Below are 12,154 nucleotides of genomic sequence, written 5' to 3' on the forward strand. Positions count from 1 at the left end.
TCTGCTTCTTTTTTTATTGCCGCTCTTTATGAATTGAGCTGGCTGTTGTGGAACGAGTTAGCACATTGCAAACGTTTGCCAAGGGTCACTTGGCTACAGTGTTCTCCAGGCCGCCCCAAGCGGCCTGAAGACACTGACAAGAGTCGGGTAGGGGTTAGTCGGCGATGCTCACGCCGGAGAACGCGTTACGGCCAAACGGGCTCACGGCGAACCCTTGCACTTTGGCGCTCAGCGGCTGGTTAACCGTCGAGTGGGCAATGGGGGTGATCGGGACGTGCTGTTTGAGTAACTGCTGGGCCTGTTTGTACAAGACCGTGCGCTGATCGCGGTCGGTGACGATCTTGGCGCTCTTGACCAGTGCGTCGTACTCCTTGTTGCACCACATGGAGTAGTTGTTGCCGCCAATGGCGTCGCAGTTGTACAGGGTGCCCAGCCAGTTATCCGGGTCACCGTTATCGCCGGTCCAGCCAATCAGGCTGATGTCGTGCTCGCCATTTTTGGTGCGTTTGATGTACTCGCCCCATTCGTAGCTGACGATCTTGACCTTGAGCCCGACATTGCCCCAGTCCGATTGCAGCATTTCAGCCATCAGCTTGGCATTGGGGTTATACGGGCGTTGCACCGGCATGGCCCACAGCGTGATTTCAGTGCCTTCCTTGACCCCGGCGGCGCGGAGCATTTCGCGGGCTTTTTCAGGGTTATAAGGCGCGTCCTTGATGGTGTCGTCGTAGGACCACTGCGTCGGCGGCATGGCGTTCACGGCTTTCTGGCCAGCGCCTTGATACACGGCCTGCAGGATGCTGTCCTTGTTCACGGCCATGTCCAGCGCCTGACGTACTTCAAGTTGATCGAACGGTTTGTGCTGCACGTTGTAGGCGATGTAGCCAAGGTTAAACCCGGGCTTTTCGATGACCTGCAGTGTGGGGTCGCTTTTGAGGCTGGCCACGTCGGCGGGGCGGGGATTGAGCGAGACCTGGCATTCGTTTTTACGCAGCTTTTGCATGCGCGCCGAGGCGTCGGTGTTGATTGAGAAAATCAGGTTGTCGAGCTTGACCTGACTCGGGTCCCAATAGCCCTTGTTGGCGACGTAGCGAATGTTCGAGTCTTTCTGATAGCGCTGAAACGCATAAGGGCCGGTGCCGACCGGTTTTTGATTGATCTGGCTTGGCTTGCCCTTCTTGAGCAGTTGATCGGCGTATTCGGCAGACAGAATCGCGGCAAAGTTCATGGCGATGTTCTGGATGAATGCAGCGTCGACCGAGTTGAGTGTCATGACGACGGTCATCGGGTCGGTCTTTTTAACGCTGGCGATGTTCTTGTCCAGGCTCATGCTGCTGAAGTAAGGGAACTCCGTGGGATACGCCTTGCGAAACGGGTGTTCGGGATCAAGCATGCGGTTGAACGTGAACAGCACGTCGTCCGCGTTGAAGTCGCGCGTCGGAGTAAACCATTTGGTGGTGTGGAACTTTACGTTCGGGCGCAGATGGAAGGTGTACGTCAGGCCATCTTCGGAAATGTCCCAGCGGGTCGCCAGCGCGGGCTCGGCGGCGGTGCCGCCTTTTTCAAATTCGGCCAGGCGGTTGTAAATCGGGTTGGAGGCATCGTTGTCCGTGGCGGTGGTGTACTGCGCGGTGTCAAATCCGGCCGGGCTGCCTTCAGAGCAGAACACCAGGCTGTTTGCAGCGTGTGCCAGAGGGCTGCCTGCTATGACGCCTGCGCTGAGCAAAGCCGATAAAACCAAATGGTTACGCATTGCGATCCCAATCCTTTTTCTTGTTATTGAGTCCTGAGCAAACGCCTTGCACGGTCATTGTTCTCAGGGCGTCGACATCATCAGCTACGGCGTTCACCTCGGCGCAATACAACATGTGTTCAAAAACCATAAGCGGTCGATGGACATGCGTAAATGCGTCGGGCCTGACAGGAGCGTAGGAAATGTCTCGGCGTCCTATAGCCTCTGCTGTAGTACAGAGTGGCTTCAGGATGAAGGGGATTTCCGCCGTCCTGGCAGAGATAGCAGTGCGGTGCTGAACCGCACTGCCAGGTCCTTGCTTACTTGGTCACGCTGACCCCGTAGAACGAGTTCAAGCCAAATGGGCTGATTTTGAAGTCCTGCACGTTGCTGCGCATGGGTTGATACACCGTCGAGTGCGCGATAGGTGTCATCGGCACTTGTGCCTTGAGCAGTTGCTGCGCCTGTTTGTACAGTTTTGTGCGCTCTTCAACATCCGTCGTGCCTTTGGCCGCTTTGATCAGCTTTTCGTAATCAAGGTTGCACCACTTGGAAAAGTTGTTACCACTCAGTGCGTCGCAGCCAAACAATACGCCGAGCCAGTTGTCCGGGTCACCGTTGTCGCCGCTCCAGCCAATGATCATCGCGCCGTTTTCGCCGCCTTTGGAACGCTTGATGTACTCGCCCCATTCATAGCTGATGATCTTGGCCTTGATGCCAATTTTGTCCCAGTCGGACTGCAGCATTTCGGCCATCAGCTTGGCATTGGGGTTGTACGGGCGTTGTACCGGCATGGCCCACAGGACGATTTCGGTGCCTTCCTTGATGCCGGCTTCTTTGAGCAGTTCCTTGGCTTTTGCGGGGTTGTACGGGGCGTCCTTGATCGTTTCGTCATACGACCATTGGGTCGGTGGCATGCCGTTGACGGCTAACTGCCCCGCGCCTTGATAAACCGAGTCAATGATTTGCTGTTTGTTGACCGCCATGTCCAGCGCCTGGCGGACTTTGAGTTGAGCCATTGGGTTTGGCTCGTTACTGCCCTTGATTTTGTCCATCACGTTGTAGGCGATGTAGCCAACGTTGAAGCCCGCCTGGTCAGGCATTTTCAGGTTCGGGTCTTCTTTGAGTGCCTTGAGATCGGCTGGACGCGGGAAGAGGGTGACCTGGCATTCGTTCTTTTTGAGCTTCTGGATACGCACCGAAGGGTCAGTGGTAATGGCGAAAATCAGGTTGTCGATTTTGACGTCTTCTGGCTTCCAGTAGTCCTTGTTGCCGGTGTAGCGGATGTTCGAGTCTTTTTGGTAACTCTTGAATACAAACGGGCCTGTGCCCACCGGTTTCTGGTTGATGTCCGACGGTTTGCCTTCTTTCAACAGTTTTTCGGCGTACTCGGCAGATTGCACAGAGGCAAAGCTCATGGCCAGGTTTTGAATGAACGCGGCATCGACGCCGTTGAGCGTGAACTTGACGGTCTTATCGTCGATTTTCTCCACCTTGGCGATGTTTTTATCCATGCCCATGTCGGTGAAGTAAGGGAATTCGGTCGGGTAAGCCTTGCGGAACGGCATGTCCTTGTCGAGCATGCGGGTGAAGGTGAAGACCACGTCGTCTGCATTGAATTCGCGGGTGGGCTTGAAGTACGGGGTGGTGTGGAACTTGACCCCGTCACGCAGATGGAAGGTGTAGGTCAGGTTGTCGGGGGATATGTCCCAGCTCGTGGCGAGGCCGGGTTCAACCTTGGTGCCGCCGCGTTCGAATTGGCTCAGACGGTTGTAGATGGTCTCGGCCGAGGCATCGAAGTCGGTCCCGGTCGTGTATTGGCCCGGGTCAAAACCGGCTGGACTGCCTTCAGAGCAAAACACCAGATTGGTCGCTGCTTGAGCGAAAGGTGCACTTGCCAGCAGGCTGGCGCCCACTAAAAACGGAATGACCGCGTGTTTGAACATGGTGGCCTCATGATTTTTGTCATTTTTGGTTTGAGGGCGACCTTGTGAGTCGACCCGGCGATACTTATGCACGGCCCATACCCATTGCAAGATGCCTGCTGCCTTGAACCGGTAATTCGTGGAACGATCGTACAAGAATGTCGCTTTTATGTAATTTATGACGCATTTGATCGTTTGCGTCCGGCTTTTTGACGCATTTAGTAATGTTTGTAGGCAGCGGTGAAACAGTCGTTGCACGGTTTTGGGGCGTAGCTGTTACTTATCTAGACTCTGTCGTTAAAAAGCTGTCAGTCAGAGATGATTTGTTGCGTAAGTCTTCACTGGTTAACACGCATGAAGTATCTGTAGGGTTTTTCGCGCGCGCAAAAAAGCCCCTGAAGCGTGGCCGTCTCAGGGGCTTACAGGTTGCGAATCGAGCGGTTACGGCATCTGCACTTCAATCACACCGTCGGCACTCATGCTGACTTCACTGGTGCCTGCTTCGATGTCCGGGGTCGGTGCGGATTCCATGTCGGCGGCGGCCGCTTTCATCATCATCGGGCCGCGCATGAACGGCTGCGGATAGCCGTTGCTATTGAGGTTCAGGCTGACAATTTTGTAGCCCTTGCCGCCCAACGCGTCTGTGGCCAATTGGGCGCGAGCCTTGAATGCATTGACCGCCTCTTTGAGCAGCGCATCTTCGCTGGTTTTGCGCGCGGCATGACCGACGGCGAACTGCATGTTGCCCATTTTCAGGGTTTGCATCAGGTCGCCAGTGAGCTTGGACAGGGCTGCGAAATCAGAGCTTTCCAGACGCAGCTCCGCGCGTTCACGCCAGCCGGTGATCTTTTGCGATTTGTTGTCGTAGACCGGGTAACTGTTGCGACTGCCCTGGCGCAGCGTCACGTCCTTAACCTGCTTGGCCTGGCCAATCGCCTTGTTCATGGCCGTGGTGATTTCAGCGGCCAGTTTGGCGGCGTCGGCGTTTTGCGCCTCGGTATAGAGCGTGACGATCATCAAGTCGCGCGCTACTTCCTGACTGGCTTCGGCGCGTAAAGACACCTGGTTGTAATGCAAATCATCGGCAGCCAGTGCGGGCAGGCTGGCCAGTGCGCCGAGGCTCAGGGTCAGAAGGGCGGCAGTGCGAGGGAAGGTGGACATGAAGGCTCCTTGAATGAGATCGGCAGGCGCAGGCGTGCGGGCCTGCATCTGAAGCATGAGACTGTAGAACGCCGGATTCAGTTCGCCCGTTTACATTTTCAATACATATGCGGCTTGTCGGGTTGCAGACGGCATACCGCGTGCAAGCGCGGGGTGAGTAGCCCGTATTTGTGAAAAAACACTGTGGCCCATTGCCGCACTTTTGCCTGCGGGGCCATCAGCTTGGTTATACTCCCGGCGATCCGCCTGGAGCGCTCATCAGGAGAGCTCATGCTCGCCCCCGTACAGTTAATGTCTGCTGCCCGTCAGAACCTCTGGCGCCTTACGATTATCCGCACCTTGGTCCTCGCTGCCCAAGCGGGTTCGGTGGGGATCGCCTACCTGTTTGACTGGCTGCCCCTGCCCTGGTTTCAGCTGTGTATAACCCTCGGGTGCTCGATGCTGTTGTGCGCGTTTACCGCCATCCGCTTGCGCACCACCTGGCCTGTCACCGAGCTGGAATACGCGCTGCAACTGACGTGTGATCTGTTTATCCACAGCGCACTGTTGTATTTCTCGGGCGGCTCGACCAACCCGTTTGTTTCTTATTACTTGGTGCCGTTGACCATTGCTGCCGTGACGCTGCCGTGGCGGTTTTCCGTGGCATTGTCCGGGATCGCGCTGGCGCTCTACACGTTGCTGCTGGTGCAGTCTTATCCGCTGGATACGGGCGCTTTCTTCCGCGAAAAATTGCAGATCTACGGAATGTGGTTGAGTTTTGCCCTCTCGGCAGCCGTCATCACCTTCTTCGCTGCGCGTATGGCCGAAGAGCTGCGGCGTCAGGAGGAGCTGCGTGCGCTGCGCCGAGAGGAGGGGCTACGTGACAAGCAATTGTTGGCCGTGGCGACCCAGGCAGCAGGCGCGGCTCACGAGCTGGGTACGCCGCTGTCGACCATGAGCGTATTGCTCAAGGAAATGCGCCGCGAACACCCGGACCCAGAGTTACAGGACGACCTGAGCGTGTTGCAAGATCAGGTCAAATTGTGCAAGGAAACCCTGCAACAGCTGGTGCGCGCGGCAGAAGCAAATCGTCGCTTGGCGGTTGAAGTTCAGGACGTTACCCAGTGGCTGGACGAAGCCTTGAACCGCTGGCATTTGATGCGCCCTGAAGCGACCTATCGCTTCAAGTGCCTGGGGCATGCCCCGGTTCCGCGCCTGGCGCCACCGCCGGATTTGACTCAGGCCTTGCTTAACCTGCTCAACAATGCAGCAGACGCCTGTCCGGAAGGCCTTGAAGTCACGGTGGACTGGGATGCGGTGGACTTGACCATCAGTATCCGCGACCACGGTGCAGGTGTACCGTTGGCTATCGCCGAGCAAATTGGCAAACCCTTTTTTACCACCAAGGGCAAAGGTTTCGGCCTTGGCCTATTTTTGAGCAAAGCCAGCGTGACACGCGCCGGCGGCTCGGTAAAACTCTACAGTCATGAGGATGGCGGTACGCTCACCGAGCTGCGCCTGCCTCGTGTCGCCCGAGGAAACGAAAATGAGTGAAGAAATCCAGGTCGAAGGCGAAGAACTGCCGCATCTGTTGTTGGTGGATGATGACGCAACGTTCACCCGTGTGATGGCGCGCGCCATGAGCCGGCGCGGTTTCCGCGTCAGCACGGCGGGTTCTGCGGAGGAAGGGTTGGAGCTGGCGAAGCAGGATCTGCCTGATTTTGCTGCGCTGGATTTGAAAATGGACGGTGATTCGGGGCTGGTGTTGCTGCCCAAGTTGCTGGAGCTTGACCCGGAAATGCGGGTGGTGATCCTGACGGGGTATTCGAGCATTGCCACTGCCGTTGAAGCGATCAAGCGGGGCGCGTGCAACTACTTGTGCAAACCTGCGGATGCTGACGACGTACTGGCAGCCCTGTTGACCCAGCATGCTGATCTGGATGCTCTGGTGCCGGACAACCCCATGTCGGTTGACCGCCTGCAGTGGGAGCACATCCAGCGCGTATTGGGCGAGCATGAAGGCAATATTTCGGCCACCGCCCGTGCCCTGGGCATGCACCGCCGCACCTTGCAGCGCAAATTGCAGAAGCGACCAGTACGTCGCTGAGCCTTATGGTTATCAATGAAGCCGGCCGTATTGGCCGGTTAGTCCATACGGCCCTGCACTCGCCATTAAGGCTGATGTCAGCCGCGTTCGCGAGTCTCGCCCATGTGCGTGCTAGAGTGCTGGCTTCGACTTGCGGAGCACGTCATGAGCCGTTTATCGCGTTACGTTCTACCTCTTGTGTTGATGGCCAGCCTGCCTTTGGCTGCTGCGCCCGCGACAACTCAACTGTTGCACTCGCAGTTTTTGCCTGCTGATGACCTGCAGTTGCGCACCGAAAAACCTGAGCAGCAGCAGTTGATGCTGGTGACGTCCTATTCGGTGGTTGTGGGCAGTCAACGCCAGTCCAATCAACAGCCGATTCCCGTGACCTCGCCATTATTTGTCCGCTTGAAAGGCAAGCCGATGAGCCAGGGCGCGACGGTGCGCGAGGTGTTGATCTCGTTTGACGGAGAAAGCAAAAGCCTGAAAAAACCCGCGTTTGACAGCACAACCAGAACCCTGACGCTGTCGTACCCCATGTCGCAGTATCGCGTGGTGATGGATCTGCTGCGCAATGACACGGTGTATTGCCAGTTTTTGACCTATGCCAACGGCCATATCTGGGCGGACTTGCACACCGGCAGCGTGCGCGCTCGTTGAGGCTTGGGTAAACTGCGGGCCCCGTGAAGTATCAGCAAGCTGGAGTCGGACATGCGTAAAGACAAGAAACAGTTGATTGGCGATGAGATCGGCGATGAGCAGATCAAGTTGTTCCTGGACTTCGAGCCCGTGGACGCGACGTCCCCTTCGCTGCACAAATTGATCAAGGCCTATCGCGGATTGCGCATCGACGATTTCGAGCGTTTTCTCACGTTCTTTAAAGAAGCCGGTTTTGACCTCGATGGCAAGGACGAACACGGCCAGACCTTCGTGGATGTGATCAAGGATCAGCGCAACGCTGCCGAGTACATCGAACTGATCGCTAACGCCCGCGCCTGACGTATGCCGGTTGTCGCGGCCTGTAAGGCTGCGACGCCAAACTCTTCGCTTATTACCGATTTGTCTTACACCCCTGGCAGCCTTGATCGCCGGGTGTTTTTTCGTGGGCGATCAATACTCAAGTCAACAGGCAGTCTGTTCGCTGCTCATCAGCAGGATGGGCGGTGCAAAAAACAGTGAAAGGATTTCAACGTTGAAAGCGATAAAACGGTTTATTACTCGGCTGTTGATGGGGTTGAGCCTGGGGGTGATGGCCTCGCCGGCAATGGCCCTGGATGAGGTGCTTGAGGTCGAGATTCACAATGCGACCTTTGCGGCGATTGCCCCCGGGAAGGATTTTCCGTGGTTGGAAAGCCCGGCCAATGCCGGGCATGACTTTGTCATTGAGCCGGGTGGCAGTCAGGAGTTGACCTACTATTTGCCGCAATCGCGTGGCAATGAGTCGTTCAGTTATCGCCAGGGTGAGCGCGTGTGTGTGTTCAGTTTTAGCCATCTCCCCCCGGACAATCCGAGAGGCAATCGTCAGGTCAATGCCCGTTCGACGGGGCAGGTATTGAGCCTCTGTAGCGCGGAGTTGATCCCCGTCACTGACGACGATGACTTTGTGAGGAACGGCGGAACGCGCATCCTGTTCACCATGGGGCCGTGATCCGGCACCGGTGCGCGAACAATAAAAAACCCTCACCCCAAAAAGGGTGAGGGTTTAAGCGTGACGGTGAAACCCGAAGGTCGCGTTACGCGATGCTGGTGTTCGGCGCCACCAGTTCCAGCAACTCGGAGTTACGAGTGCTGACTTCACGGTACAGCTCGGCGTCTGTTTCCAGCACCTTTTCCCGTGCCGGGAAAATTTCCTTGAGCTTGGCAGCCCATTCGCCCGTGGCTTTTTGCGCGAAGCAACGTTCGATCAGGTCCAGCATGATCGATACCGTCACCGATGCGCCCGGTGACGCACCCAGCAGTGCCGCCAGGGAACCGTCTTTGGCTGCGACCAGTTCGGTACCGAATTGCAGCACACCGCCTTTTTTCGGGTCTTTCTTGATGATCTGAACCCGCTGGCCCGCAATCTCAAGGCGCCAGTCTTCGGCTTTGGCCTGTGGATAGAAACGGCGCAGGGATTCCAGGCGCTGTTCCATCGATTGACGCACTTCGCTGACCAGGTACTTGGTCAGGTCCATGTTGTCGCGCGCAACGGCGAGCATTGGCCCGATGTTGCCCAGGCGAATCGACATCGGCAGGTCGAGGAACGAGCCATGCTTGAGGAACTTGGTGGTGAAGCCGGCATAAGGCCCGAACAGCAGGGATTTTTTGCCGTCCACGACACGGGTGTCCAGGTGGGGGACCGACATCGGCGGCGAGCCCACTGCGGCCTGGCTATACACCTTGGCCTGGTGGTGCTTGACCACTTCCGGGTTGTCGCAACGCAGCCATTGGCCGCTCACCGGGAAGCCGCCGTACCCTTTGCTTTCTTCGATGCCCGAGGCTTGCAGCAATGGCAAGGCGGCACCGCCTGCGCCCAGGAACACGAACTTGGCATCGATATGGCGCGTGTTGCCGCTATTGATGTCCTTGACGCTCACCGTCCAGCCGCTGCCATTGCGTTTGAGGCCAGTGACTTTTTGGCTGTACTTGATTTGCGTGTCCGCAGCGCTGGCCAGATGCTTGAGCAACTGCTTGGTCAAGGCGCCGAAGTTGACGTCTGTACCGTGCATCACACGGGTCGCCGAAATGACTTCATCTGCCGGGCGGCCCGGCATCATCAGCGGCATCCACTCGGCCATTTTAGCTTTGTCTTCGGTGTATTCCATGTCTGCAAACGCATGGTGCTGGCTCAGCACGTCAAAACGTTTTTTCAGGAAGGACACGCCTTTTTCGCCTTGCACAAAGCTCAGGTGAGGCACCGGGCTAATGAAGGACTTGCAGGAACCGAAGGTCCCCTGTTGCGCCAGGTGGGCCCAAAACTGTTTCGAGACTTCGAACTGCGCATTGATGTGCACAGCTTTTTTGATGTCGATCGAACCGTCGGCCGCCTGGGGCGTGTAGTTCAACTCACACAGCCCGGCATGGCCGGTGCCTGCGTTGTTCCACGGGTTGGAACTCTCCGCAGCACCTGAGTCCATTTGCTCTACTACTTCCAGCGAAATGCCGGGGTCGAGCTCTTTGAGCAGTACGGCGAGGGTGGCACTCATGATGCCCGCTCCAACCAGTACTACGTCGACTGCTTCGTTATGCGCCATTAACGCGTCTCCAAAATCTACGGCACCAAATTGACGGCATAGCTGCCAGGTGGTCCGAGGCGTGGATCAGGTGGAGCCTCGGGTCACGCGTGGCCAGGATCGCCATGTCCGATTCATCGCAATTGCTTGCTGCTTCAGCGGACGCCACCAACCGGGCCTTGAAGGTTCATATGAACGCACTTCACAGGGCGGGAGGCAATTCGACTTAAGGTCAAGAGCGTCCGTTTGGGCAACCAAATCCGTAAGCGGACAGGCTTCAGTCGTGTGCGGTAAAGCTGACTTCAGACCTGCTGGATGGGGCTGTAACAGACGCTAATGGTGCATGTTCAGACGCAAAACTTTTCATTTGCTCGCCACACTCTTGTGAAGTTGTGAAAACCCGTTTTTTTTCACGCTCTTTTGAAGACGTGAACCTCAAAAAAGGGCTGCCGCATGCCTGGCACCAAACCCGTGTACGACCTGCAAGGCAGGTGTGGCATAGCGGGCGAACAACGCAGTGGCCGAGCAACATGGCAGCTCTGCAGACTGTTAACAGGTGGTGGTTTGCATGAAAAAAAGCAAGCGCCAGCTCTACACAGTCTGTGTGGGCGGCTCTCTGTGGGCGATTTTGGGGTGCTGATACCTGCGTATCAACGGTGTTGCGGGGCCCGATCAGGAGACGTCCTTATAATCGGGGGGAGATTGTAGCGAAGAAACGTCGGCAATTGATCCTGTTAAATGACTTTTATTGGTGATTGAGTCAAACACCCCACATCGGTTGCACCCTTGAACGCGTTGCAGGCGAGGTCACACGGGCGTCAGGCGGTAAAACCTGGTGCAACCAGTTCAGGCGAACTTCTGAGATTTCGACCCAGCCATCACCGACCGGCGGTTGCGTGCAGTGCTTGAACGCGCGGCAGCGACCGCTGCTGTCCAGGCGTGCAAAGTGGCGGTGGGGGCGGGTGGTGCTCAGCAACGACTTTAACCAGTTCATGGCAAACCCCTCTTTCAGTAGTGCCCCGAGATTGCCACGTTGACGTGACGCACTGATGTACTGCGCATGACAGCCGGGTGACAGCAAGCGGCTGGTTTGCAGGCCGGTGGCCCCGCTATACTGGCGACCAGTTTGACCTTGCCCTGGAGAGATGAGCATGTTGCAACGCCTGTTGTTCGGTTTGATCACTGTGACCAGTTTGACGCTGGTCGGCTGCGCCCACAGCCCGCAACAACTTAGCCCGCAACCCAAGCTGACCACTCAGCTCGCGCCAGTCGGCCGCGGCCAGCCAGTGGTTGTCCGCGTGGTCGATGGCCGTCCGTCGCCGACGCTGGGCACCCGCGGTGGCATGTACCCGGAAACCAGCGCGATCAGTGTCAGCAGTGCGGACCTGATCCCCAAACTGCAAGCCCAGGCCGAAGCCGCCGTCCGCTTGCTGGGTTACACCCCGACCACCAATGCGATGAATGCCCCGCAATTGACGGTGACCCTGGCGGAACTGAAGTACCAGTCCCCCAAAGACTCCATGTACGTGACTGAAGCGACCATTGGTGCCACGTTCCGTTCTGACGTGAAGAACGGTGGCCGTACTTACAGCGGTCGGTACGGCGCGTCGCTGGATCAGCGTTTCGGCATGGCGCCGAATCAGGAAACCAACACCAAGCTGGTCAGCGACGTATTGAGCGATGCCTTGACCCGCGTGTTCAAAGACCCTTCAGTGGGTCGTTTGCTGGGCGAGTAACGGTAGAAAGCAAAAAGCCCGAACTCGGTGAGTTCGGGCTTTTTTGTGCGCGAAGGGTTCAAGCTGCTTCGGCGTATAGCTCCAGACGGCTGACGCCCGTGAGCAAGTCCAGTTCGGGCAAGTCGACATGGGTGTGACCGCTGAGGGCGCAATAAACCAGCCAATGCTGATCCTGAACGTTAAAGGCTAACCCTTCGATCAACGCCTGCTGTTCGTCGCTGGGGGCGATCAGATAGAGGCGGTCCTGGTTTTCTGCGTGCAGCATGACAAGCTCCGTGTCGGTGTCGAGGGGCCACAGAGTGACCGCTTAACATGACGATACG

General features: G+C 57.1%; 12 protein-coding genes. 6 read left to right on the plus strand and 6 right to left on the minus strand.

Going from position 1 to position 12,154, the window contains the following annotated elements; genetic code table 11:
• Positions 1-154 precede the first annotated feature (154 nt).
• From TU74_RS00085 to TU74_RS00095, 3 genes are all read right to left on the minus strand, one after another.
• Positions 155-1,753: an ABC transporter substrate-binding protein gene (locus tag TU74_RS00085; protein ID WP_048374450.1), complete on the minus strand. Its 1,599-nt coding sequence runs from the start codon at positions 1,751-1,753 to the stop codon at positions 155-157.
• 299 nt (positions 1,754-2,052) lie between these two features.
• Positions 2,053-3,678 (minus strand): ABC transporter substrate-binding protein, encoded by a 1,626-nt coding sequence (locus TU74_RS00090; RefSeq protein ID WP_048374736.1) that lies wholly within the window; start codon positions 3,676-3,678, stop codon positions 2,053-2,055.
• 420 nt (positions 3,679-4,098) lie between these two features.
• Positions 4,099-4,818 carry an SIMPL domain-containing protein gene (locus TU74_RS00095; RefSeq protein ID WP_048374452.1) on the minus strand — a complete coding sequence of 240 codons (720 nt, stop codon included), beginning with the start codon at positions 4,816-4,818 and terminating at the stop codon, positions 4,099-4,101.
• A 270-nt stretch (positions 4,819-5,088) separates the two neighbouring features.
• Here TU74_RS00095 and TU74_RS00100 point away from each other — a divergent pair, with 270 nt between their 5' ends.
• From TU74_RS00100 to TU74_RS00120, 5 genes are all read left to right on the plus strand, one after another.
• Positions 5,089-6,351, plus strand: a complete 1,263-nt coding sequence (locus TU74_RS00100; RefSeq protein ID WP_047273714.1) for an ATP-binding protein — start codon at positions 5,089-5,091, stop codon at positions 6,349-6,351.
• Positions 6,344-6,904 (plus strand): response regulator transcription factor, encoded by a 561-nt coding sequence (locus TU74_RS00105; protein ID WP_047273716.1) that lies wholly within the window; start codon positions 6,344-6,346, stop codon positions 6,902-6,904. The genes TU74_RS00100 and TU74_RS00105 overlap by 8 nt, the downstream gene beginning before the upstream one ends.
• Before the next feature lie 144 nt (positions 6,905-7,048).
• Positions 7,049-7,543, plus strand: a complete 495-nt coding sequence (locus tag TU74_RS00110) for a hypothetical protein (protein WP_048374454.1) — start codon at positions 7,049-7,051, stop codon at positions 7,541-7,543.
• Positions 7,544-7,594: 51 nt separating this feature from the next.
• On the plus strand, positions 7,595-7,882 hold the full coding sequence (locus tag TU74_RS00115) for a PA4642 family protein (protein ID WP_047273721.1): 288 nt from the start codon (positions 7,595-7,597) through the stop codon (positions 7,880-7,882).
• A 193-nt stretch (positions 7,883-8,075) separates the two neighbouring features.
• Positions 8,076-8,531 carry a hypothetical protein gene (locus TU74_RS00120; RefSeq protein WP_047292195.1) on the plus strand — a complete coding sequence of 152 codons (456 nt, stop codon included), beginning with the start codon at positions 8,076-8,078 and terminating at the stop codon, positions 8,529-8,531.
• A gap of 85 nt (positions 8,532-8,616) precedes the next feature.
• On the opposite strand, the gene mqo is transcribed toward TU74_RS00120, so the two are convergent.
• Positions 8,617-10,116 carry a malate dehydrogenase (quinone) gene (mqo, locus tag TU74_RS00125; protein WP_047292137.1) on the minus strand — a complete coding sequence of 500 codons (1,500 nt, stop codon included), beginning with the start codon at positions 10,114-10,116 and terminating at the stop codon, positions 8,617-8,619.
• A gap of 739 nt (positions 10,117-10,855) precedes the next feature.
• Positions 10,856-11,089, minus strand: a complete 234-nt coding sequence (locus TU74_RS00130; RefSeq protein WP_047274279.1) for a hypothetical protein — start codon at positions 11,087-11,089, stop codon at positions 10,856-10,858.
• Between the two features lie 157 nt (positions 11,090-11,246).
• On the opposite strand from TU74_RS00130, the gene TU74_RS00135 reads away from it, so the two are divergent.
• A complete protein-coding gene (locus TU74_RS00135) occupies positions 11,247-11,831 on the plus strand; it encodes a YajG family lipoprotein (RefSeq protein WP_047273725.1) in 585 nt (194 codons plus the stop codon).
• Positions 11,832-11,889: 58 nt separating this feature from the next.
• On the opposite strand, the gene TU74_RS00140 is transcribed toward TU74_RS00135, so the two are convergent.
• A complete protein-coding gene (locus TU74_RS00140; RefSeq protein ID WP_047273727.1) occupies positions 11,890-12,096 on the minus strand; it encodes a hypothetical protein in 207 nt (68 codons plus the stop codon).
• Positions 12,097-12,154: the final 58 nt, after the last annotated feature.

It is taken from the genome of Pseudomonas lundensis (genome assembly GCF_001042985.1).
In the GTDB taxonomy this organism is placed as follows: domain Bacteria; phylum Pseudomonadota; class Gammaproteobacteria; order Pseudomonadales; family Pseudomonadaceae; genus Aquipseudomonas; species Aquipseudomonas lundensis.

Excerpts from the sequence above, each read along its gene's own strand:
- TU74_RS00085 (WP_048374450.1), bottom strand. The coding sequence starts at position 1,753 with ATGCGTAACCATTTGGTTTTATCGGCTTTGCTCAGCGCAGGCGTCATA.
- TU74_RS00090 (WP_048374736.1), bottom strand. The coding sequence starts at position 3,678 with ATGTTCAAACACGCGGTCATTCCGTTTTTAGTGGGCGCCAGCCTGCTG.
- TU74_RS00095 (WP_048374452.1), bottom strand. The coding sequence starts at position 4,818 with ATGTCCACCTTCCCTCGCACTGCCGCCCTTCTGACCCTGAGCCTCGGC.
- TU74_RS00100 (WP_047273714.1), top strand. The coding sequence starts at position 5,089 with ATGCTCGCCCCCGTACAGTTAATGTCTGCTGCCCGTCAGAACCTCTGG.
- TU74_RS00105 (WP_047273716.1), top strand. The coding sequence starts at position 6,344 with ATGAGTGAAGAAATCCAGGTCGAAGGCGAAGAACTGCCGCATCTGTTG.
- TU74_RS00110 (WP_048374454.1), top strand. The coding sequence starts at position 7,049 with ATGAGCCGTTTATCGCGTTACGTTCTACCTCTTGTGTTGATGGCCAGC.
- TU74_RS00115 (WP_047273721.1), top strand. The coding sequence starts at position 7,595 with ATGCGTAAAGACAAGAAACAGTTGATTGGCGATGAGATCGGCGATGAG.
- mqo (WP_047292137.1), bottom strand. The coding sequence starts at position 10,116 with ATGGCGCATAACGAAGCAGTCGACGTAGTACTGGTTGGAGCGGGCATC.
- TU74_RS00130 (WP_047274279.1), bottom strand. The coding sequence starts at position 11,089 with ATGAACTGGTTAAAGTCGTTGCTGAGCACCACCCGCCCCCACCGCCAC.
- TU74_RS00135 (WP_047273725.1), top strand. The coding sequence starts at position 11,247 with ATGTTGCAACGCCTGTTGTTCGGTTTGATCACTGTGACCAGTTTGACG.
- TU74_RS00140 (WP_047273727.1), bottom strand. The coding sequence starts at position 12,096 with ATGCTGCACGCAGAAAACCAGGACCGCCTCTATCTGATCGCCCCCAGC.